The organism is Alteromonas sp. S005 (genome assembly GCF_036864475.1).
In the GTDB taxonomy this organism is placed as follows: domain Bacteria; phylum Pseudomonadota; class Gammaproteobacteria; order Enterobacterales; family Alteromonadaceae; genus Alteromonas.
This window is the reverse complement of record NZ_JAZETN010000017.1, coordinates 80270-103539: the sequence shown is the minus strand read 5'-3', so window position 1 is coordinate 103539 and position 23270 is coordinate 80270. Positions and strand designations below refer to the sequence as shown.

Genomic DNA, 23270 nt, shown 5'->3' with positions numbered 1-23270 from the left:
TTAATATGTCTCACCAACACTATATTTATCGTTATTTCCCGGCTTAACGTGTAGTTGGGACAGTAAAAATAAATATGTTGTTAGTGAAGTAAATACGAGAAAAGATTTCGATGAATAGACCCTGGTATAAAGAGTTCTGGCCCTGGTTTTTAATTGCCGTTCCCATCATTACCCTGATTATGGGTGGGGTATTGCTAAACCTTGCTATTTCTACCGAAGATAGCCTTGTAGTAGACGACTACTACAAAGAAGGGAAAGCAATTAATGCGCGTTTAGACAAAGAAGCCATAGCCCGTCGCATGAATATCACTACTGATTTAACCATTGAAGATGGCAGCATTGCGCTGCAGTTTCATTCGGGCATTCCTCAAGAAGGTAACGCGGTTAAACTAAGTTTTTATCACGTCACGCTTGAAGAACGTGATGTCAGCGTTTTACTAAGTCGAGACGCTAATGGTATTTATCGCGGTTTTATCGAAGAAAACCTAGACGGTAAGTGGCGCATATCACTCACACCTATTGATGATAGCTGGAAAATTCAAAATACCGTCTATCTGCCCCACTCTGGCAAAATGATTTTTAATCCGTAATGGCCGCGCACGATTGTTACCATTGCGGACTGCCAGTGGCAGACTCCGATGATGGAAAATTTACTACCGTCATATTAGGGCAACAACGGGATATGTGCTGCCCAGGCTGTTTAGCAGTCGCAGAAGCTATCGTCGATAACGGCCTAGAGGATTATTACCAGTTTAGAACAGAGCCTGCACAAAAATCTGACGACGGTATTTTAGAAACGTTAGATAAGCTAAAAGTCTATGACGACCCTTCCCTTCAGGAAGAGTTCGTGTTTGAAGAAGGTCAAAACAAGCAGATTCAATTAACCCTTGAAGGTATTACGTGCGCTGCGTGTGGCTGGCTTATCGAAAAGCAGTTGTCGAAAGTAGAAGGAATAAAGCAAGTCGCGGTGAATGTACAAGAGCGCCGCGCTTTAGTCACTTGGTCACCGTTTCAAATAAAGCTTAGCCAAATTCTGTCTACGCTAAAACGCATTGGCTACATTGGCTCACCATTTCACCCCGACGAACACGAAGCCAGTTATAAACGCGAACAAAAGACTTTTCTAAAAAAGCTTGGCCTAGCAGGCATTATGACCATGCAGGTTATGATGCTGATGACAGGTCTTTACTTTGACTGGTTTGGCGCTATCGAATTAGAAACTCGACAGTATTTTTACTGGGTTGCCCTTACGCTCACCACCCCGGTTGTGCTGTATTCTGGTAGCACATTCTACGTTGGTGCAGCTAAAGCGCTGAGCGCACGAACAGTTAATATGGATGTCCCCGTTACACTGGCCATCTTTGGCACCTATATCGCCGGTATTCGCTCTACCATGTTGGAGCAAGGCGAAGTGTATTTCGAATCCATTTGTATGTTCATTTTCCTGCTATTACTTAGCCGATTTTTAGAACATCGCAGTCGTCACAGAGCGGCACAGATCTCTGCCAATATGATGCAGTACGTTCCTGTTTCAGCGACTAAATTGATGCCAGATGGAAGTATTGCTGAATGCTTAGCAAAACAGCTAAAAGTCGACGATGTTGTATTGGTTAAGCCTGGGGAAACTATTCCCATTGACGGCCTAGTTACAGAAGGAAACGCGGCGGTTGATGAGTCTATGCTTACCGGTGAATTTAATCCTGTGCGCAAAACAAGCAAAAGCCCTGTGTACGGTGGTACAGTCTGCCAAGATGGTAGCTTGACCATTACGGTTACGCAAACTCTCAAAAATGCATTGGTAAATCAAATTGTAAGGCTTCAGGCAAGCGCCATGGCAAGCAAGCCCAAAGCAGCACAGTTAGCCGATAATTTTTCTCGATATTTTGTAACTGCGGTACTGTTGATTTCAGCGTTAACCTACACCTTTTGGGCCTATAACGGCAGTGATGATGCATTTTGGATAACCATTTCGGTACTGGTTGCAACCTGTCCTTGTGCATTAGGTTTGGCTACACCATCGGCGCTAACCTGCGCTATGGCGAAATTAAACAAACAGGGTATTTTGCTAAAACGCGCCGACGCCCTAGAGCAAATAACTGATATTGACACCATTGCGCTTGATAAAACCGGTACCCTCACACAAGGTAAGTTCACTATTTCAAACGCTTGGTATGCTGACGGCGTAGACAGCGACAGCGCGTTTTCCATTGCCCGCGCACTTGAATCTCGCTCTGAGCACCCTATTGCTAAAGCCTTTAACGGTGGTAAAACGCCTAGCGGCAACACCCTACACAAAGTGTCTAATTTTACAGTCACACCAGGAGGCGGAATTAGCGGTGAAATTAACGATACGCTATTTTCCATGGGCTCTGCAGCATTCAGTGTTCACGAGTCACAGCAATCATTTATAGAGGGTTGCCCCACGGCTAATGTGTTTCTTACTGTAAAAGGGCGTATCATGGCAGCGTTTGAAGTTCGTGACTCGCTGCGTGACGATACCCAAGAAACCCTCGATATATTGGCAAAAAGTCATACCCTTGCTGTACTAAGCGGCGATACACAGAAAAACGTTGACTCTCTCACCGAGCCTTTACCAATTTCCACTGCTAAAGGTGGACTTACACCAGAGCAGAAATACGAAGCGGTACAAGCCATGCAGCAAACAGGCTCCAAGGTAATGATGATGGGTGATGGTATAAATGACGCGCCTGTTCTTGCCAGCGCTGATGTGGCGATTGCAGTGGGTAATGCCACAGACGTGGCTAAAACTGCCGCCGACGTTATACTGCTTGGCTATCAGCTGCTTTCTGTACCAGAACTTATTCGCACATCTCATCAGGTGAAGCAAAAAATAAGACAAAATATTGGGTGGTCAGTGGGTTATAATATCTTGATTCTGCCTTTCGCCGTGTCAGGTCTTCTTTCGCCTTGGATGGCGGTTGTTGGTATGTCATTAAGCAGCATCATAGTAGTTTCAAACTCTACGCGACTTTTAGGCAAATAGTATGAGCATTATTTACGTATTAATTCCAATCGCCATAATCATAGTAGCTGTAGCTATTGTGATATTCTTCTGGGCGGTGAAAACCAATCAGTTTGAAGATTTAGATCGCCAAGGTTATAGCATACTGTTTGACGATGATCTGCCGCCAGAAGAAAAAAAGCTAGCTGAGCAACGCAAGCAACTTCAAGACAGTAAAGTAGACAAAAGCCAAGCGCCACATGGAAGGGATTAACTACTTCTCTGCCTTTCTTATCGGCTTAGCCGGCGGAGTTCACTGTGTGGGAATGTGCGGTGGAATTGTTGCTGCGCTAAGGATGGTATCCCCTAAAGGCGCTTCAGCACTACCTTATACCCTTGCCTATAACATCGGACGTATAGTGAGCTACACCATCGCCGGAGCAATAACCGCGGCACTTGGAAAAATTGCAGCAGACTATATACCGCTTGCCAACTATGCCCTTTCCCTACTTAGCGGAATCATGTTGCTTCTACTGGCGTGTTATTTGGGTAAGTGGTGGACAGGTTTAACGGTGCTAGAAAATGCGGGTAAAGGCCTATTTTCCAAAGTCCAGCCGCTTTCAAAACGCTTTTTGCCATTTAAGACCCCTTTAAGTGCGTTGCCTTATGGTTTTATTTGGGGTTGGCTTCCTTGCGGTTTGGTGTATTCCACGCTTACCTGGTCTCTCGCGGCGGGTAATGCGCTAGAAGGCGCTGCTATTATGTTCTTCTTCGGTTTGGGTACATTACCCACCTTGCTCGCCGCAAGCGCTGGTAGCCAATATATTGTTCGAAGTTTTCAAAACAATAACGTGAGACAAGTCATTGCAGTAATAATGGCCATATATGCGGCTTATCTTATTCATGGCGCAATCGTTTAAAAATATGTGTATTATGAGCGAGTATTCTTTAAGAGAGCATGCATTATGAGCAAAGGAAGCCAATTTTCTATACACTGTCAAAACTGTAGCTTCAGTCACTTGTGCTTACCCGTGGCGCTGAACAAAACAGAAATCGAGTCTCTTGACGATATCATTGAGCGCAAGAAACCGCTTCATAAAGGTGATACGCTCATTCAAACTGGCGATAAATTTCGTTCTCTTTTTGCAGTAAGAACGGGGTCTTTTAAGTCGTTTGTAACTAATCAAGAAGGTGAAGAACAGATTACCGGCTTCCACTTTCCTGGTGACATTATCGGTTTCGATGCATTAAGAGAGAACAAACACCAAAGCTATACCTCTGCGTTAGAAACTGCCATGGTGTGTGAACTGCCATATGAAACCCTTGATGAAATGTCGGTTCAATTTCCTAAGCTACGCCATCAAATCATGAGCTTTATGAGCGCGGAGATAAAACAAGATCACGACATGATCATGCTATTAAATAAGCGAACTGCTGAAGAGCGTTTGCTATATTTTATATCGCATCTTTCACAGCGCTTCGAAGAGCGTGGCTTCTCACACAGAGAGTTTCACCTTACAATGACTCGTAACGAAATCGGCAACTACTTAGGCTTAACGATAGAAACCATTAGCCGTTTACTGAGCCGTTTTCAGAAGGAAAACATTATCAAGGTTGACGGTAAATTGATCTCTATTTTGGATTTTGATCGGTTGAACACCAAACTTGAAGCGCTAAATGGTCCTAGCGTAGTCTGTAACAGTTAATTTATTCTTTTTTTTTACCTTAAGCGCGCTACATGCGCGCTTTTTAGTTTTAATCTTTAAAATTTCACTGTATTCCCTCATTGAGTTACGCGATACCAATTCGTTTTGCGTAAAAGCCCCCGTAGTATTCAATGTAGCCTTTTTGTTTATCAACGAATTGTTTACGCCTTGATCCAAAACAACTCACTTTTTTCCAAATGTCGTTTATAGTTAATGTAAATAGTTTATATGAACTGTTTTAAAACAATTTCGATGTCGACAGCCATACAAAGCTTTGTAGTTGAGGAGACGTTATGATTGAATGTAAACGAATTCTTGCCGTGATAGACGCGGAACGCGATAATCAGCCCGCGCTAAGCCGTGCCTATGAACTTGCTTCAAAAACAGGCGCCACGGTTACCGCTATGATGGTGGTATATGATTTGTCTTATGACATGACAACCATGCTGAGCCCTGATGAACGCGAATCTATGCGAGATGCCGTTACAAAAGAGCACGCCAAATGGCTATCTGCTCAGCTAAAAGAGCAAGGCTTCTCAGAGACCGATATTGTGGTTGAATGGAACAACCGTGCTTATGAATCCATTATCTATTTCGCCCTTAACAACCAAATCGACTTAGTGGTAAAAGCCACTAAAAAACATGACGATCTCGCCTCTGTGATCTTTACCCCTACAGACTGGCATTTAATGCGAAAATGCCCTCGCCCCGTTCTACTCGTAAAAGAACATGATTGGCCAGAAGGCGGTGAAATTATTGCCGCGGTAAATGTAGGGACTGAAGATGATGAACACGCTGCACTGAACGACAAGCTTACGATAATCGCTAACGACTACGCTTCTTTACTCAAAGGTAAGGTTAATTTAGTAAACAGCTACCCTTCAACTCCCCTAAACATTGCCATTGAAGTCCCAGAGTTTGACCCTGACACGTATCACGATGCGGTAAAAAACCATCATGCTAAAGAAATGCGCAGTCACGCACTGAAGTACGGTATTCCTGAAGATAAGTGTGTGGTGAAGGAAGGCTTACCTGAAAAAGTCATTCCGCAGGTCGCAGAAAAGTTAGATGCAGAGCTTGTAGTTATTGGCACCGTTGGCCGTGTGGGTATTTCGGCAGCGCTTATTGGCAATACTGCAGAACACGTTATCGACGAACTAAATTGTGACGTGCTTGCTATCAAGCCGGATGGGTTTGAATCACCGTTAACCGTGTAGAACACCCGCTAGCTTTGCTAAAACTTAGCGATACAACGTATCAATCCCTAACGGGTTGATACGTGGTTTTCTTCACAAAAGTGATATTTTCAGTACATAATCGCGGGGGACGATGATTTACGCTCAAACCAATTTTTAATCTCGCTCGATAAATTTAAGCTCACAGCCGTAGTCGCGAAAAGGCGCTTTAATGTATAATGACGTCTTTATCACAAACCAAGCTAGTTAATTATGAGTTTAGGCACAAGCAGTGCTGACGCGCCGACGTTAAACGCCGCGAAAAGTAAGCAAAAGTACAACTTCAACAAACTTCAGAAACGACTTCGTCGCAATGTGGGTAAAGCCATTGGCGATTTCGGTATGATTGAAAACAACGACAAGGTCATGGTGTGTTTATCTGGCGGTAAAGACAGCTATACCATGCTAGATATTTTATTGTTTTTAAAGAAGATTGCGCCTATTCATTTTGATATTGTTGCGGTAAATCTTGACCAGAAGCAGCCTGGTTTTCCTGAACATATTTTGCCCGAGTACTTAGACAGCATTGGCGTTGACTACAAGATTGTAGAAGAAGACACCTACTCTATTGTTAAAGACAAAATTCCTGAAGGCAAAACGACTTGTTCGCTTTGCTCTCGTTTGCGTCGTGGTATTTTATACCGCACTGCGAAAGAATTAGGCGCCACTAAAATTGCATTAGGTCACCACCGCGACGATATGCTTGAAACGTTTTTCCTAAATATGTTTCACGGGGGCAAGCTTAAATCTATGCCGCCAAAACTGGTTAGCGATAACGGCGAACATATTGTAATTCGTCCTTTGGCTTACTGCACAGAGAAAGACATTGAAAAATACTCTCAAGCTGCTGAGTTCCCGATTATTCCTTGCAACCTTTGTGGTTCACAGGAAAACCTACAGCGCCAGAACATAAAAGCGATGCTACAAGATTGGAATCGTCGTTTCCCAGGCCGCATTGAATCCATGTTTAGAGCGCTTCAAAACGTGGCCCCTTCACACCTTGTAGACAGTAACCTTTATGACTTTAAATCGATTGCCACTCAAGACGGTCCCGTTGAAGATGGTGATATAGGATTTGATGAGCCTTCTTTTACTGCTGAAAGTAGTGTAGATCTCAATGATGAAGATAACGCTATTGAAGTAATAAACATTATGGAACCAAAGTAAATGAAAATTGGACTTGCGTTAGGTGCCGGTGCCGCAAGGGGCTGGACTCACATTGGCATAATTGAAGCATTGGAAAAACTTGGCGTTAAAATTGACGTTGTTGCTGGTTGCTCTATTGGCGCTTATGTTGGTGCTGCCTACGCGAGTGGCAAACTAGAAGGTTTAAAAGAATGGGCCTGCTCTCTTAGCGACTGGCAGGTACTTGCGCTTATGGGAGTTGGGCTTAGGCGCGGTGGCATCGCTAGCGGCCAAAAAGTTTTCGACAAGCTTGCTAGCGAGTTTTGTGTCTCCTCCTATGAAGACATGCTTAAACCTTTCGCAACAGTTGCTACTGACCTATATACAGGTCGAGAAGTAGTGTTCAATTCAGGCCCAATTGGCGATACTATCCAAGCATCTTGCGCTATTCCCGCACTTTTTGCACCCGTCGCGCATGGTGATCGCTGGCTGGTAGATGGCGCAGTGGTTAACCCTGTACCGGTTAACTTATGCCGCCAGTTGGGTGCGGATTTTGTTATAGCGGTTAATCTTAACGCCGATTTTCGCCCCCTTCGTTTGGAAAAGCTAAGGCAAGACCACGAAGAAAACCAACGCAAAACAGAAGACTTTTTTACTAAAAGCCAAAACGTATTACGTCAATGGTTTTCGCCTGATAGCAAGGAAGACAAAGCTTCAGAAGTCAATAAAGAACAGCTTGAAGTAAACGCTTCTGACGGTGTGAATACCGAAGAAAGTATTGCGTCTGACGTTATTGAAAAGGTCGAAGAAGAATTTGCCGAAGTGCCGGCAAAGGTGAATAAGGGAACCCCTCCTGGGATTATGAGCGTAATGAGCAGTTCACTTGAGATACTTCAAGCCCGCGTTACCCGCTCGCGCTTAGCCGGCGATCCGCCGGATATACTTATCGAACCTCAACTTACCGATGTGGGTATTATGGAGTTTCATAGAGCAGAAGAGTTATGCGCGAAGGGCGAAGAAACCATCGCCCGTATTGCAGAGCAGATTAGGTATCAGTTGCTAACCTGATACCTAATTTATCAGTAGGTGGGTTAACTAGAAGCCATGGCGGTAACACGCAGCGGCGCGTGTGGCAGCGTTAAGCCTTTCGCGTCGTTGATCCACTCTTGTTCTAAATGCAGAACACCATTGTTGATTTGTACACCCTGCGGCGTAACGAAATCTAAATTTTTGTCTTCAAACTGAATCATTAAGCCCTTCACCGACGGCATCATAAAAGACAAAAAGCTTCCCATTTCATTGAAAAAGGCTTCATACTGTTCATACAAGAAAGTGAGCTCTTCTTTTTTGTAATACTGTTTTAGGTACTCGGGCTTGGTTTCAAGCTGCACCGACATATCACAAACGTTCGCACGTTCGTTTAAGTCGATACGTACCAGTGCATTAGCCAGTTTCAGTGCTTTTTCAGTGGGTACGGTAAACCGTCCTTCATCAGTAACGTCTAGAGGCATTGTTTTTTTATCGGTAACGATAGATGCACCGTTAACCTCGCATAAACGCCCTTCACCTACCCGGACAAAACCAAAGGCAAACTGAAGCGCTTGGGTATCTTCGTTATCTAGCTTTTTAACATGGCTGTAGAAACGGCTGTACTCTACATCTATCGTTTCAGCAGATACGGATGTACTAGCAAAACCGACAAACAGAGATGAAGCAAGAAATAATGCAGCGCGTATCATTCGGATAAAAACTCCTCGTTAAATAGGATCATTGTTTGAAGCTCTTCAACATAAGCGGCTCCTCGCTCGGAATAATTCATTAGCCCTTCTGCCAATGCAACACCAGTAATGGGTAATTGGTTAGCTCTTAGTCGGCTGCGGATCTCTCTTAAGTCAGCATAGGCATCGTGTCTGTTGAGGTTACGCATATAGGTGTACGTAGCTCGCGAAAGACTATCAAACTTGGCCACTTCGTGAGATGCACCATCGTTTCGACGGCTTGGGACGAAACCGCACCCTTTTGAAAAACACCACAAACCGAAGAAGTTGTAGCCCTTCCTTGCAAATCGGCTTGTTCCCCATGCAGATTCATTCGCAGCCTGAACAAGTACCAGCTCCTCAGGTAAAACATCAATTTTCTGCAGTAAGGCCAATAGTTTAGTCTTTAAAGGCTGTGTGGGTTTTACCCGATATTCCTCTTCAAGCCACTCAAGCCTAGTCATGTCGTCTTCAGACAGTGACTCATTAGCTAACGTCTTTCTGTAAAGGGTTTGTATATAGTGCCTTAGAGTAAGCAGGTAAGCGTTTTGTTTCTCTACCTCGGGGCGTAGATAATTAAAAAACGCCTCTTTTTTCTCTTTTACGTCACTATAACCAGAGAAATCAGGCACCGGCTTTTTCGCCTTTACCGTTTGAGGTATATCTAGAATATCAGGCTCGTCCTCGGTAAAAATAATGGCGTTAATGACGATAACCGCCAGAACACCCAACGTTATAAGGACAATTTTAAAGGTTTCTCGTTTATGCATCGAAGCTCGACTCATTCACATCGTTTTCAGATGCTTCCGTGCTTACTCCTTGCTCGCCAATTAATTCCTGATAGAGCAACCCCATCATACTAAAATAAAAGGGTAACACCCAAATTAGGGAAACCCCGAACGTTAGCGGTACCGACACGAACAATAAGAAGAGAACGCCGAAAATACTGGCTATTTGAGCCCAGTACGCATTAAATACTCGGCAGGAAAGAATAATTGCGCTTATTGGCGTTAACTTTCTGTCGGCCACTAACATTAGAGAAAAAGAAGACGCTAAATAGAAGTACACACCTGGAATGATGAGCAGCATCATGCCTAACTGGACAAGGATACTGTTGACTAGCTGGGTTAACGCTACCAAAAATATTAAGGGGAAAAACTGAAATACTGTAAATACCGATGTTTTTACACCACGCGCTACAAAAACCCCCATCATATATAAACCAGTCAGTAACGGAGCAACGATACAGATTGCTACAATCTCGATAATAGACTGGTGCTCGAAAACATAGCTACCGTCTTCATTGATGGTTATATACTGTTGCGCGAATACCCCTAACACCACAAAGGTCAAAAATAGAACCAGACTAGCTTGCAGTAATGATGAAAAATTAGCTTTGGTTAAACCGGCAGCACGGCGCAAGAGACCCTTAGTATCGAATTGATACTGTTTGGACAACGTACTGTTGAGGCGGTCTGGGTTTACGTCTTTCACACAACTCTCTTATATTTTTAGGAAAATCGGCGCGATTATATCAATTCACGAAAATAATTGCCTGTTTGTGTATTAAACAAAAATTACCCTAGGACCAACTTAGCTGCTAACCCGACTAAAAGCACGCCCATAGCCCTATCCAACCAATAGCCCTTTTTCCCGATAAGCTCAGCGACTTTACTTGTACTTAAAAGGTAAGAAAGGAAACAAAACCATAACCCCGTGGCAAACGCTAAGTAGATACCGTAACCAAGCTTTACGCTAAATGGCGTATCAATGCTGATGATAGCGGTAAAAAGTGAAAGGAAAAACAGCGTCGCTTTAGGATTAAGTCCGTTTGTCAGAAAACCCATCCAAACGGCACGTTTTGCCGAGATTTGTGACATCTTTTTTTCCGCATTTACGTGTTGCTCCTGCTTAACAGGGCCGCTTCTAAGCGCTCCGAAAGCAAGATAAAGTAAATAGGCAGCCGCAGCGTAGCTAAAAGTGGTGAATAGCCACGGCGTAGTAGCAATTACCACACTTAGCCCTACTAGCGAGTAAGCAACATGCAATAAGATTGCTAGCCCAATACCAACGCTAGTGTACATGGCTATACGTCTGCCATAAGCCACGCTGTTTCGAACCACCACTGCAAAGTCAGGACCTGGGCTGGCAACAGCCACAAGATGTACCAGTGCAATGGTGAGAAATTCATTCATATACTGCATGTTTTGCGCCTCCTACAGCGCATACTTTGAAATCAATTCATCAACCCACTGCGGAACTATGCGCGAGGCAGGACCTGTAAATGATTCGTCGAACAAGGCATTGGATACACCTGGCTCTAAATTCGCTTCTATTGTGTGAGCGCCATTTTCTTTAGCAATCTGAACAAAGCCAGCAGCGGGATACACATTACCCGATGTACCAATAGCTATAAACATATCGGCCTGTGAAAGCGCATCGTAAATCTCTTCCATATACATGGGAATTTCACCAAACCAAACGATATCCGGTCGAAGGGTTACTCTTTTGCAGCACGGACATTGAGTGGTGTGATCAAAGCTTTCACGCCAATCAAAAGTTTGCTGGCTAATAGCACAGCGCGCCGACAGTAGCTTGCCATGCATATGATAAACCGATTCACTGCCACCACGTTCATGTAAGTCATCAACATTTTGCGTCACTAGCATCATCTTGTGACCAAAGGCTTTCTCGAGTTTAGCCAGCGCCAAATGCGCTGCGTTTGGTACGACATCATCTTCTTGAAGCTGCGCTCGTCGCGCATTATAAAAGCGATAAACCAAGCTTGGGTTTTGCTCAAAAGCTTCGGGCGTAGCGACTTCTTCAACACTGTGATTTTCCCAAAGGCCGTCATTATCTCGAAACGTTTTTAACCCAGATTCAGCGGAGATGCCCGCACCGGTGAGAATAACAATATTGGGTAATGATTGATTAGCTGACATCGGATTATTTTTACTCTGTTGGTGTAAGGCAAGTTATTCAGTTTATTTTGCAGATGATGATGACGCGGAGCTAATGCGAACATCAGTGATTTCAGCGTTAAACATTTCTATTCTTTTACACGTCTTTGACTACTGGATACTGAGTATTTGCGCCCCACTCAGACCAAGAACCATCATATACCGAAACTTGCGTAGCACCGCACATAAGAGCTGCAACACCAATGATACAAGCGGTTACACCTGAACCGCACGTGCAGATAATAGGTTTGCGCAAATCCACCTTTGCTTGTGCAAATACAGCATTAAGCTCTTCCACAGATAAAAAGTGCCCGTCTTCAAGTAATGTATCGAAAGGAATATTGTAAGCGCCAGGCATATGTCCTGAGCGCACGTCCTCGCGGGGCTCTGAAACTTCGCCTTTGAATCGCGGGCCACTTCGCGCATCAAGCAATTGTGCTTCGGTATTTATAGCCTGAAGCACTGCGCTAGAGTTTGCAAACCACCCAGGTCGAGGTGTGGCTTGGTAGGTTAGTTTGCCATACTGCTGTTGTTCTGAAACGGGAAGCCCAGCTCCCCCCCACGCAGGTTGGCCACCATTTAATATATATACATCTTTATGCCCAAGTGCTTTAAGCATCCACCACACTCTAGGCGCAGAATAAATACCCCGGGTGTCGTAAACTGCTATGGGCGTATTTGCCGTAACCCCCTGATTTCCTAGATAAATAGCTAGGTCATCAGCTGAGGGCATACTGTGCGGTAAACCTGTAGTGTGATCGCTACCTTCGCTGTCTAGATCAAAATCTACTGATGCGGGCAATACCATTGCCGTTCGCGTATCGGGCGTTTTTGAAACGGGATCATCCATTAACGCTCTTACAAGCGTGACTGGTTTTTGTTGCATTACATTGGCTAATTCGCCGACTGACAACAATACTGATGCCATTACATCCTCCTAGAAAGCGCCCACATAAGCGAGCGCCTTGAATACCGCGAAAAATCGAAACGGTTGATATTGATTCACATTAACTATGTACTACTTCACTTATTACTTAAGTGGTCTTCTTAGCTTAATGCAGAAATAGCAGCGTCGTAATTTGGTTCTTCAGTGGTTTCTGCTACCTGCTCTGTGTAAACCACTTTACCTTCAGTATCGATAACGACAACCGAACGCGACAGTAAACCTGTTAGCGGTGCTGATTCAAAAGTCACACCGTAATCATCGCCAAAACTTGAACGGAAAGTAGAGCCTGTAAGAACATTTTCGATACCTTCTGCGCCACAGAAACGGCCCGCTGCAAACGGTAAGTCTTCAGACACACAGATAACAGTTGTATTATCTAATTTTGCAGCTTCTTCGTTAAATTTACGCACTGACATTGCGCAAGTACCTGTGTCAATTGAGGGGAAAATATTCAATACAACGTTTTTCCCAGCTAACTCAGACAGCGTTACTTCGCCCAAATCTGCCTTTACTAAGGTAAAGTCTGGTGCAGCTGTACCTACTTCAGGTAGTTGCCCCTTGGTTGTTACTGTGTTGCCTTGAAAAGTAACTGATGCCATTCGCTTTCTCCGTTTTTCATTAATATAAAATAGTGGATGTAAAACAATACTTTCGCAAATAAAAGTGACACTTTTTAGATGTTATCTTTAACCTGCGACTCAGCAAACGCAAGCTTATGTTGTAAATGGGGCTTACCTTTTAAGTATTCGCGCCTGAACACGCTAAAATAATGCGCTAACGTTTGTGCCCCTTGCTTTTGTTCAGCAAGTGCCAAAACGCTAATACCTACCTCTGCAGTACAATGTTGGAAATCATGGGTAGACTCTCTGAGTAAATAGTCTGAAGCCACTTCCATGCTAACGCCCAACACAGGAAAACTATGTAAGTAAGGGCTTTTTACAAACATCTTCTTCGCTTCACGCCAAGTTCCATCCAAGAAAATAAATAGTAACGTTTTACCAGTATTCAATGGTGGCGCGTCGATACAGCGTTCAGCTGCAGCATATTCGTGGGGAAATACCACAATAGGAAAATATTTGTCGTCGCATAGCAGTTTTAATAACGCTTCATCAGGTTCGGTTCGTTTCCACAAAAACGCGTGGTTGTCTTTAACCACATCCGCTATCAAACGGCCCGTATTGGTAGGTTTATAGTATTCGCCTTTGTACATTAAAAACAAAACCGCCACATCTGTGCCAGCTTCAGGCTTAAATTCACAAATACAGTTTTGCGTTGGAAGCAAACACTCATCACAGCGAATTACTTTACTCCCACGAGCGTGGAATGGACGTTCAGCACGAGCTAGCTCGTCTAAACGAAGTGACATAACAGAATTCAAGATAGTACGTCTTTGCCAAAATTTTTACGGATTTTACCATAGTAAAACAGAGTAAAAGAGCGTGATTAGCAAAGTTTTGTATTTAATAGAAATCGGGAAGTAATTGGTGCCCGGGGCCGGACTTGAACCGGCACGCTGTTACCAGCGAGGGATTTTAAATCCCTTGTGTCTACCAATTTCACCACCCGGGCATCGGGTTGCTTTTCAGCAAAGGTGTCAGGCGTAGAACCTGATGCTGCGTTGCAGCGTTTGGAGGCGGAACCCGGAGTCGAACCGAGATAGACGGATTTGCAATCCGCTGCATAGCCATTCTGCCATTCCGCCAGATGCGTCTGGCGCGTGATTAAAACTTATCTCTAAGATATTGGAGCGGGAAACGAGATTCGAACTCGCGACCCCGACCTTGGCAAGGTCGTGCTCTACCAACTGAGCTATTCCCGCATGTCTTAATCGACCATTTCGTTTGGTTGATGTCCTCTCGAAATGTGGGGTGCATTCTACCTACCCATTCAAAACTGTCAACACAAAAAAGCGTTTAAATTGAGATAAATGCGGTTTTTTATGATCGTTTGCTATTTTTTTATTCACTTTGATTAAACCGCGATCAATTCTACTTTGCTGCGCCACTTCGAAGGTGTGGCCACGCCGCTTTTGTATAAACAAACATTGACCAAATTGACAGCACTGCAGAGAAATATAAAAGGATATAACCTAAAGAAACCCAATAAATTGTTACGCCCATAAAAGTTTCTAACCCTGAAAGTAACCCAATTAAGGCTAACATTTGAGCAGTTGTTTTAGCTTTACCTATAAAAGACACTTTAACAGCGTCTCTTACGCCATTTGACCCCATCCATTCGCGAAGCGCCGACACATAAATTTCACGTACTAAAAGCGCAATGGATGGTAATGTGATCCAAAGGTTTGCATAACTATGTGTGATCATAAGAAGCGCGGCACCAACGATAAGTTTGTCAGCGACTGGGTCTAAGAAAGCCCCAAAAGGCGTAGATTGCTGAAGTTTTCTAGCTAAATACCCGTCAAACCAGTCAGTAATGGCTGCCAGCCAAAAAATAAAGGCCCCTGCCTCGTGCGCCCAGCGCCAATCAAGAAAATAAACAACCACAAAAACGGGTATTAGGATTACTCTAAATAAAGTAATACAGTTTGGAACAGTCCACATAAAAATTACATCTCGGTGTTATGCCTCTACGGGCGTTTTAGCGCAGTAGCTTTTGGCTCAGCTTGTATCATTCTCACAACACATTACCTCAATTTGCAATGTATTGCTTGTTACTCAGTCATTTATTGATGAAGGTGGTCGTAAATAGTATCCGCCAGTTCTGGGCTTATGCCTGGTACACTTGCAATTTCATCTTTACTGGCCTTTTTAAGACCTTGTAACCCGCCCATAAACTTTAACAACGTTTGTCTGCGTTTAGCGCCAATACCAGGAATGCTTTCGAGACTCGATGTCGTTTTCACTTTCTGACGACGATTGCGGTGCCCAGTGATAGCAAATCGGTGAGATTCATCGCGAATATGCTGAATAAGGTGAAGTCCGGGCGAATGGCTATCCATAGGAAGCACCTGATGACTGCCCGCAAGGATCAGTGTTTCTAAGCCTGGCTTTCGGGTAGTGCCCTTTGCTACACCTAAAAGCATGGGCTTTTTGTCATGAGGCCAGTCTTCAAAAAAAGCTTCAGCCTGAGCAAGTTGACCTTTACCACCATCAATTAATAGAAGATCAGGAATTTTTTGTACTTCTTTGACGGATTTATAGCGACGCTTTAATGCTTGCGCCATAGCCGCATAGTCATCTCCAGGCGTAATTCCTTCAATGTTGTAGCGACGGTAATCACTTTTATGTGGCCCTTCGCGATTAAATACTACGCAAGACGCCACTGTTTGTTGACCAGAGGTGTGAGAAATATCAAAACATTCCATGCGCTGAATGGGAGTGTCTACTTCAAGGGCAGCTTCTAAGTCAAGATAACGAGCAAATACAGACTTTTGCTGGCTATATTGGGCATCTAGCGCGGTTTGTGCATTTGATTGGGCAAGCTGCAGGTACTTACGCTTCTCTTCCCTCGCCCCTTTAAAGAAATGCACCTTATGCCCTGCTTCACTGGCGAGTACATCTGCAATAGCATCTTCGTCACTAAGCGTGTTGCTTAACACAATTTGTTTAGGAATGACTTTGTTGCCAGCTAAATAAAATTGTAGGAAGAAAGATTCGAAAACTTCTTGCTCGTCTGCCGTATTGGGTACTTTAGGGAAATACGCTTTACTGCCTAATAACTGCCCTTCACGGATAAACATTACCTGGATACAGGCCATATTGCCTTTGAACGCAAACCCAAACACATCCATTTCGTCTTGGGTACCGGCAACCCATTGTCGCTCTTGTACTTTCCTTAATGCGTTTATCTGGTCGCGATAGCGCGCGGCAGCCTCGAAGTTTAATGCTTCGCTAGCTTTTTCCATTTTTTCCACCAGCCCGCCAATGACTTGCTGGTTTTTACCTTTCAAGAATAAGCGAGCAAAATTAACCTGCTCTTTATATTCCTCGTCGCTCACATAGCCTTCAACACAAGGCGCGCTGCACCGCTGCATCTGATACTGAAGGCAAGGTCTGCTTCGCGCACGGTAGTAGCTGTCTTCGCACTGACGTACGGGGAAAATACGCTGCATAGAACGCAAGCTTTCTCGAACCGACCATGCACTAGGGTATGGCCCGAAATATTCGCCCTTTTTCTTTTGAGGGCCGCGATGGAAAGAAAGCCGCGGATGTTCGTGGGCTGATAAAAAGATGAAAGGGTAAGATTTGTCGTCACGCATTACCACGTTGTAACGCGGTTTGTATTTCTTGATGAAGTTGTTCTCAAGCAGAAACGCTTCGGTTTCACTATTTACAACGGTGACGTCCATATTCGCAATCTGACTGACTAGCGAACGGGTTTTAGCGTTATCAAGGTTAGAACGGAAATAACTTGATACTCGCTTTTTAAGGTTTTTGGCTTTTCCTACGTAAATAACCTCTTCCTGGCTGTTGTACATACGGTACACGCCAGGTTGAGAGGTTAAATTCTTAAGAAATGCTGCTGAATCGAATGCAGGCATAATCACTTTGACGTTATGCGTCTAGTGACGCTTAAAAGGTATTAGGACTGATTAGCTTATGACGGTAGGCTAAATGTGTTAACTCTACGTCAGACGTCACGCCTAACTTTTGGAACATACGATAACGGTAGGTATTAACCGTTTTTGAATTGATGCTAAGTTCTCGAGCGATATCTGGCACTTTATGACCTTCAGTTAATCTCATGGCTATTGTAAGTTCTCTACTCGATAGCTCATCAAACGGATTATCCGAACTTGGCAATAACTTGCTTATAGCGATGCTGTTGGCCATTTCATGATTAAGATATTTTTGTCCTGCTGACACTTTGTGAATAGCAAGAATGACTTCGTCAGGCTCTGCGTCCTTGGTAAGAAAGCCAAAGGCGCCGGCTTCCATAACCTGCATAGGTATTGGACTTTCTTTATGCATTGAAACGCATATCACCCGCGTATTTTCAGACATGCGGGCAATTCGCTTTGTCGCTTCTAGTCCACCAATACCGGGCATGTTAACGTCCATGAGTACCACATCTGGCGCGTTTTTTCGGCACATCTGTACCGCCTCTTCGCCGTTACTCGCTTCTCCGAGAACTTTGAATTCGTCTACGTCTTCCAGAATTCGGCGTATCCCTCTTCTGACCAAATCGTGGTCATCTGCTAGGATTATTTTTATCACTCTAGTATCTCACTGACTTCAGTTTTATTAACCACTAGGTTAAAGGCCGTTTAGTTTCATTAATGATAACTATTAACAGCCTAAAACCTTATCACATCCATCATACCATGAGATATAGATTCGTGAAGTAGAGATACACAATTTGAAACTAAATTGTTGATCTAAATTACTTTTAGTCAATTAAGCGGGTAAATCAAACCAAAGAGCAACCAAATCTTCTGAAGCGTTAAGCGAAATACTATCGTCTTCGTAAATTCCAATAGCATCTCCAGACTCTATTTCAACGCCTTCACGTTCACTTTTTACCAAAGCGTTAGCCTTACCAGAAACGATATGAAGATAACCTTTGTGCCCTTTTATACTTCGCTTCCAAGCTTCGCCAGACTTTAAGGTCAAACGACTAATTGATGCATTCTGCTTAATTTTTAACGACTCATCTCTACCATCTTCACTGACAAGTAATTCAAGCTTAGCGTTTTCATCCCCACCCGCGACTTTGCCAAAAGCTTTTTGCATGTAACCAGGTGTGCCACCTTTTTCATTTGGCACAATCCAAATTTGCAGAAAGTTCACAGGTTCTTCACTAGAAGGGTTAAACTCTGAGTGCATGATGCCACGACCTGCGCTCATTACTTGTATATCACCCGCAGGGACTATGTACTCGTTGCCCGTGTTGTCCTTATGCTTCAATGCACCGCTCACTACATATGAAATGATTTCCATATCTCTATGACCGTGAGTCTCAAAGCCTCTACCTGCCTGAACAATATCATCATTGATTACCCTTAACGCTGAAAAGCCCATGTGCTTCGCATCATAGTAGTGCCCAAATGAAAAACTGTGTCGGCTTTCTAGCCAGCCAAAATTAACTTTTCCTCTTTCGTTTGATTTTCTTAAATACATCATCCTAAATCCTTAAAACTTAAATCTCATACAACACCTCTTAACGGGCCGCGCAACGAAGACTGGCACCGTGATGTTGTATGAGCCAACATGTAATAAAGCTAGTTTAATTCTTTTTAATAGAAATAAAATGCGAGAATACCGAGCCTTTCATTCTGTTATTTAGAATGACAATGAGGGTTCGATAACAAACCAATGGGCGTGTGAGTCAGAGTGGGCGTATGCGACCAGCTAAGATATAAAGCACAAGCGTAGCAGTGCAGCCTCAATAGCAGCAGGATGGCAGGCCAGATTAAGTCTAATATAGTTCGGAGAGCCAAAGGATGCGCCGTCGTTACCAACGACTCCCCGCTCTATACACTGTTCTACACTTGTAGCAGGTGAATAATGGAGAACTTGATCAGGTTCATTGCCTAACGACTTTTTTTCGGCAACATCCGAAACAATCGGTTGAGATATACTTAAGGGAAATGAGGCGAGATCTAGCCAGAGGAAGTAGCCAGCGCTTCCCATTGTGTACCTTGCATTAATGCCGTAGTGCTTAAAAAAGCGCACAACAAGCTTTCTATTGAAAGATAACGCACTTTTTACCTTGTCAAGCCAGTTGCTGCCATTCTCGTAGGCAGCAATAAGGGCAACTTTTCCTAAGTTGCTTGCATTAAGGTGCCGCTCGTTAATGGCTTGGACAAACCTTTCTCTCGTCTTTTTGTCTTTTATAATTGCATACGACGCACCGGGGATACTGGCTAGGTTAAACGCTTTGGAAGCACTGTTGACGTGTATTATCTGTGGCGTAATCCCATTGCTCGTACCCTCTGGTTTTCCATGCTGTTTTATCTCAGCTTTATTTAGACCATCGTTGTCAATTTCAGATCCAAAGATAGGAATAAGAGTCGGCTCGTTATGTGAGTTAAAGGCAAATTCACTGTGTACTTCATCAGTAATCAATAAGATATTGTGATCCGTACAAAAACCCACAATCTCGCGCTGTGCTTTTGCGCATAATACGGTGCCAGTAGGATTGTTTGGGTGGCAGATAACAAATGCCGCTGCTGATTTGTCTAATGCGTTGAGGTCTATGCCGATAGACGAATCGTTAATACCTTGATATTTACCGGTGTGTAACGACGCTACTTCACTATATTTTTCTTCATCCGTGCAATGTGGCTGCCCTATCGGTATATATACAGGTTCTAGATCGTTGTTCTTCACTGTTTCGGTTATGGGCGAATAGGTAGGTGTTAAAACCATCACCTTCTGTCCAGATTTACAGAATGTACGTAGCGCAACATCGATTGCGCCTATTACGCTGGCTACATCAACCACATCACTGCTGCTAACCTCGAACCAGCTGTATTTCGGTGCACTGCGTTCAAATCGTTTAGCCACCGCTTCACCAATATCAAGCGACTGATAACCGTATGTTGAACGAAGATTTTTTGTAACTGCACTAATTATCTCATCGCAAGGGGGTACATCCATGTCGGCTATCCACATAGCGATAGGCTCTTGTTGTGAGGCTATGGCCGATTTTTGGTAAGTTCCTGCGCCATAGAAGCGGCTAAACATTGCTGAATACTTAAGCCGAGTTTGATCAAGTTTAAGATGAGCCGGCGCCTGCCACACATCTTTGTGAGGCATAAACTCGTGTTGAAATGCATTTAACACTGGAAGTGAACTTTGCGCTTCGCTCACCCTCGACATCCCCTTTCAAACAATGTTTTTTACCTTTTACTCTCTCTGTTAATTTGTATCACTGGTTTTATTCATAAGGTAACAAGCACAACGCATGGCTTAAGCACCGTTTACACCGTATAAATTGAGGTATAAATATCAGGCTACGCAATGCCACGTATTGAATTTTAAAGCGTGGCACTACCCCTTCCATTTAGCTTTTACTCGCTTACCTTTTCAAACACGTTGAACTCGGAAAGCGTGTGCTGATATTTACGTTTGGTTTCTCGAATAACAAACGGCAGCTCTGTGGGCTCGCCAACGCGCTTAAAGCTGCTGCCTAGCGCATCCTCTAGCGCTTGCGTAGAGCTCAGTGTTTCACCATTCTCATCTTTATAACCCCCTAACCACTCGCTTCTCTCTGTGTATTCTTCAAGCCATGTAAATGGGCTTGCAACAATCAGCAAACCGCCAGTGTTCAAACGTTTCGCCATATCGGCGAGCACTTTTCTAGGGCTGTAGACTCTATCGATTAAATTGCCCATAAAGATAAGATCGTAGCCCGTATACTGAGGTTTTAAGTTACACGCATCGCCCTGAGCAAAGGCGACTTTTTCCGCACTTTTTTCTAAACCCAAAGCAGAAAGCTTTCTTGCCTTGAATGAGGTTAGCTCGCCTTCTTCTATCAGGTTATAACGGATCTCACCACGCTCTTGCATATCAAATGCAGTTTTTATAAAGCGCGCAGAAAAATCAATACCATCAACGTGTTCGAAGTGCTTAGCAAGTTCGAAGGTTGAACGGCCCACAGCACAGCCTAAATCTAATGCTTTGCTATGTTGACGCCCCTGCATATTGTCTATACAAAATTGTGCGCTCGCTTTAGCGAAGTTGGGCACACCATAATATTCGTCACCATAGTGAAACTCGCTATATTGTGACACTTGCGTATCGCTTTCATAATCAAAATCGTTCACTGCTATAACTCGCTTTCCTTGAACATATCTGAACCCGGCATGCTGAAAGAAATGGCGCCTAAATGCGTAACGGCTGTCTTTCATAGCCTCGTTGCCAGTAGATACCCAGCTACCACCTTTAATGAGGTTATGCTTGTTATCATACGTTGGCGTAGTAAAGTCGTCGTACAGAGGATGAACTTTAAAACCTTCAAATGGATAAATTGGTGTTTCAGTCCACTGCCATACATTCCCTACTACATCAAAAAACTCGCCTGACTGATTTACATTAACAGGTTCACTCGATGCATATTTTTGCAGCGCAATATTGAAACCATCGGCATAAATGGGTTGCGTTACACCGCTATGCTTACGTAGCGCTTGCCATTCATTTTCAGTGGGCAGGCGAATAAGCGAATCCATCTTCTCACTTAGGTAATTACAAAAGGCTTTTGCTTCGTGATAATTCACGTCTACTGGCCAATCTAAAGGAAGTGGATGTTCTTCAAGCATGCTGCGATAGGCATAGTCTTCGCCCTTTTTTACCCAAAACACAGGGTGCTGGGCTCGGGTATATTCTCGCCACTTATTACCTTCAGCTTCCCAGTACTTCGCATTGTGATAGCCGCCTTCTTTAACGAAGGCTAAATACTCGCCATTACTAACAAGAAACTTAGAAGCACTAAACTCGCTTACAGATTCTTGTTGAGTTCCATATTCGTTGTCCCAGCCGTAATAAGCACTATCCCAAGTTTTATTATTTATTACCGTTTGCTCTGGCACCGTAATTAAAGCGTTGGCGGCAAGTTTTTCGCACTGTGTAAGCACCGTAGGGCAAACAGGCCATTCTGTGCTGGTTCGTACAGACGAAATGGGTAATTGCCTAATAAGGACAGAAGAGGTTTCTAAATGAATGCGTTCATGCTCTATTCCCATTACTACAGGCCACATTGGGCTGTTCCAATCGATAGGCATACTAAAAGACATGGTATCTATAAGGTCGCATACTAAGGTGCGAACTTGATTACGATATTGACGCACCTCTTCAACCTGCGGCCAATCGTAGTTTTCATCGTTGAGATCATCCCAACTCATTTCATCCACGCCAATAGCAAAGAGCGATTCGAATTTTGGGTTGATACGCTCATTGATAGCCTTTGAAAGCACTAGCTTGTTAATAAAAAACGTAGCGGTGTGCCCGAAATAAAAAATTAACGGATGACGCAGCTTTTCAGGTCGCTCGTAAAAGACCTCGTCATTCGCTAGGCAAGAGAAAAGTGATTCGTAGGTATCAAAAGAATCGAGGAAATACGCCTTTATTTCCCGTCTTTTTTGTTCAACCGTGCCTTCCCGAAGATTAAGTGTGGGCATTGCCTGCATAATGTCCTCTTGAATTCTTGTTATTACTACCAACTGCGTAGGACCAGCGATACACGTGTACCGCTTTTGTATGCCGTAATGATTTCAGTTGATTGTAAACCTTTTTATATATATCAAGCTTTTGTGAATAAAGCGCGACATAACTTGGTTTTTATGAAGTGTTTTGTAGTTACAAGATACAGACAGGATGAGATCAGAAAATATTTCACCCATAAAAAAACCCGCAACAATGTGCGGGTTTTCATAATATGGCGGAGAGTGAGGGATTCGAACCCCCGGTGGGTTTGACCCCACGTCTGATTTCAAGTCAGGTGCATTAAACCGGGCTCTGCCAACTCTCCTGAAGTGACGCTTATCTTAATGATTTACATGACGCTGTAAAGCACTAATTTCAATTAAATCAAACAACTGGTGAAATATTCATCTTTTTGCAAGAAGCTTAATCAACTTAGATTAAAACACAATCAATTTTCATTGCTAATGCGCTGA

General features: G+C 43.7%; 22 protein-coding genes and 4 tRNA genes. 8 read left to right on the top strand and 18 right to left on the bottom strand.

All coding sequences use genetic code 11. From position 1 onward, the window contains the following. Window positions 1-110 precede the first annotated feature (110 nt). The 8 genes from V7R55_RS16960 (at window position 111) to V7R55_RS16925 (ending at window position 8096) form a co-directional block, all read left to right on the top strand. Window positions 111-590: a FixH family protein gene (locus V7R55_RS16960; RefSeq protein WP_334060441.1), complete on the top strand. Its 480-nt coding sequence runs from the start codon at window positions 111-113 to the stop codon at window positions 588-590. Beyond that, entirely contained in the window at window positions 590-3004 is a 2415-nt protein-coding gene (locus V7R55_RS16955) for a heavy metal translocating P-type ATPase (RefSeq protein ID WP_334060440.1), read from the top strand. Before V7R55_RS16960 ends, V7R55_RS16955 begins: the two co-directional genes overlap by 1 nt. Before the next feature lies 1 nt (window position 3005). Beyond that, entirely contained in the window at window positions 3006-3236 is a 231-nt protein-coding gene (ccoS, locus tag V7R55_RS16950; RefSeq protein ID WP_014949594.1) for a cbb3-type cytochrome oxidase assembly protein CcoS, read from the top strand. Further along, window positions 3223-3882, top strand: a complete 660-nt coding sequence (locus V7R55_RS16945; RefSeq protein WP_334060439.1) for a sulfite exporter TauE/SafE family protein — start codon at window positions 3223-3225, stop codon at window positions 3880-3882. The genes ccoS and V7R55_RS16945 overlap by 14 nt, the downstream gene beginning before the upstream one ends. A 45-nt stretch (window positions 3883-3927) precedes the next feature. Beyond that, window positions 3928-4668 carry a fumarate/nitrate reduction transcriptional regulator Fnr gene (gene fnr / locus V7R55_RS16940; protein WP_334060438.1) on the top strand — a complete coding sequence of 247 codons (741 nt, stop codon included), beginning with the start codon at window positions 3928-3930 and terminating at the stop codon, window positions 4666-4668. A 293-nt stretch (window positions 4669-4961) separates the two neighbouring features. Further along, the gene (gene uspE, locus V7R55_RS16935; protein ID WP_334060437.1) at window positions 4962-5885 is read left to right on the top strand and encodes a universal stress protein UspE; all 924 of its coding nucleotides are present in this window, start codon (window positions 4962-4964) and stop codon (window positions 5883-5885) included. A 231-nt stretch (window positions 5886-6116) separates the two neighbouring features. Further along, on the top strand, window positions 6117-7070 hold the full coding sequence (gene ttcA, locus V7R55_RS16930; protein WP_334060436.1) for a tRNA 2-thiocytidine(32) synthetase TtcA: 954 nt from the start codon (window positions 6117-6119) through the stop codon (window positions 7068-7070). Further along, the gene (locus V7R55_RS16925; protein ID WP_334060435.1) at window positions 7071-8096 is read left to right on the top strand and encodes a patatin-like phospholipase family protein; all 1026 of its coding nucleotides are present in this window, start codon (window positions 7071-7073) and stop codon (window positions 8094-8096) included. Between the two features lie 23 nt (window positions 8097-8119). Here the strand turns inward: V7R55_RS16925 and V7R55_RS16920 are convergent, their stop codons facing one another. The 18 genes from V7R55_RS16920 to V7R55_RS16835 all read right to left on the bottom strand — a co-directional run bounded on the left by V7R55_RS16920 (window position 8120) and on the right by V7R55_RS16835 (window position 23122). Then, complete coding sequence (locus tag V7R55_RS16920; RefSeq protein ID WP_334060434.1) at window positions 8120-8767, bottom strand: DUF2987 domain-containing protein; 648 nt, start codon at window positions 8765-8767, stop codon at window positions 8120-8122. Next, complete coding sequence (locus tag V7R55_RS16915) at window positions 8764-9555, bottom strand: glucosaminidase domain-containing protein (protein ID WP_334060433.1); 792 nt, start codon at window positions 9553-9555, stop codon at window positions 8764-8766. Before V7R55_RS16915 ends, V7R55_RS16920 begins: the two co-directional genes overlap by 4 nt. Next, the gene (locus V7R55_RS16910) at window positions 9548-10279 is read right to left on the bottom strand and encodes a stress protein (protein ID WP_334060432.1); all 732 of its coding nucleotides are present in this window, start codon (window positions 10277-10279) and stop codon (window positions 9548-9550) included. The genes V7R55_RS16915 and V7R55_RS16910 overlap by 8 nt, the downstream gene beginning before the upstream one ends. An 83-nt stretch (window positions 10280-10362) precedes the next feature. Then, on the bottom strand, window positions 10363-10989 hold the full coding sequence (locus V7R55_RS16905; RefSeq protein WP_334060431.1) for a LysE family translocator: 627 nt from the start codon (window positions 10987-10989) through the stop codon (window positions 10363-10365). A 12-nt stretch (window positions 10990-11001) separates the two neighbouring features. Further along, window positions 11002-11727, bottom strand: a complete 726-nt coding sequence (gene cobB, locus V7R55_RS16900) for a Sir2 family NAD+-dependent deacetylase (RefSeq protein ID WP_334060430.1) — start codon at window positions 11725-11727, stop codon at window positions 11002-11004. A 115-nt stretch (window positions 11728-11842) separates the two neighbouring features. After that, window positions 11843-12673, bottom strand: coding sequence for a sulfurtransferase (locus V7R55_RS16895; RefSeq protein ID WP_334060429.1), 831 nt, complete (start codon window positions 12671-12673; stop codon window positions 11843-11845). Window positions 12674-12792: 119 nt separating this feature from the next. Continuing rightward, the gene (gene tpx, locus V7R55_RS16890; protein ID WP_334060428.1) at window positions 12793-13290 is read right to left on the bottom strand and encodes a thiol peroxidase; all 498 of its coding nucleotides are present in this window, start codon (window positions 13288-13290) and stop codon (window positions 12793-12795) included. 74 nt (window positions 13291-13364) lie between these two features. Then, window positions 13365-14057 (bottom strand): tRNA-uridine aminocarboxypropyltransferase, encoded by a 693-nt coding sequence (locus V7R55_RS16885; protein WP_334060427.1) that lies wholly within the window; start codon window positions 14055-14057, stop codon window positions 13365-13367. A gap of 116 nt (window positions 14058-14173) precedes the next feature. Then, a tRNA-Leu gene (locus V7R55_RS16880) sits at window positions 14174-14260 on the bottom strand. Between the two features lie 59 nt (window positions 14261-14319). Next, a tRNA-Cys gene (locus V7R55_RS16875) sits at window positions 14320-14393 on the bottom strand. Between the two features lie 41 nt (window positions 14394-14434). Then, window positions 14435-14510, bottom strand: a tRNA-Gly gene (locus tag V7R55_RS16870). A gap of 169 nt (window positions 14511-14679) precedes the next feature. Next, on the bottom strand, window positions 14680-15252 hold the full coding sequence (gene pgsA, locus V7R55_RS16865) for a CDP-diacylglycerol--glycerol-3-phosphate 3-phosphatidyltransferase (RefSeq protein ID WP_179983518.1): 573 nt from the start codon (window positions 15250-15252) through the stop codon (window positions 14680-14682). Between the two features lie 122 nt (window positions 15253-15374). Then, a complete protein-coding gene (gene uvrC, locus V7R55_RS16860) occupies window positions 15375-17192 on the bottom strand; it encodes an excinuclease ABC subunit UvrC (RefSeq protein WP_334060426.1) in 1818 nt (605 codons plus the stop codon). Between the two features lie 31 nt (window positions 17193-17223). After that, on the bottom strand, window positions 17224-17868 hold the full coding sequence (gene uvrY / locus V7R55_RS16855; protein WP_334060425.1) for a UvrY/SirA/GacA family response regulator transcription factor: 645 nt from the start codon (window positions 17866-17868) through the stop codon (window positions 17224-17226). A 180-nt stretch (window positions 17869-18048) separates the two neighbouring features. Beyond that, the gene (locus V7R55_RS16850; protein WP_334060424.1) at window positions 18049-18774 is read right to left on the bottom strand and encodes a pirin family protein; all 726 of its coding nucleotides are present in this window, start codon (window positions 18772-18774) and stop codon (window positions 18049-18051) included. A gap of 228 nt (window positions 18775-19002) precedes the next feature. Beyond that, window positions 19003-20466, bottom strand: coding sequence for an aminotransferase class I/II-fold pyridoxal phosphate-dependent enzyme (locus tag V7R55_RS16845; protein WP_438823604.1), 1464 nt, complete (start codon window positions 20464-20466; stop codon window positions 19003-19005). A 200-nt stretch (window positions 20467-20666) separates the two neighbouring features. Next, window positions 20667-22781 carry a 5-histidylcysteine sulfoxide synthase gene (gene ovoA, locus V7R55_RS16840; RefSeq protein ID WP_334060422.1) on the bottom strand — a complete coding sequence of 705 codons (2115 nt, stop codon included), beginning with the start codon at window positions 22779-22781 and terminating at the stop codon, window positions 20667-20669. Between the two features lie 249 nt (window positions 22782-23030). Next, window positions 23031-23122, bottom strand: a tRNA-Ser gene (locus V7R55_RS16835). Window positions 23123-23270: the final 148 nt, after the last annotated feature.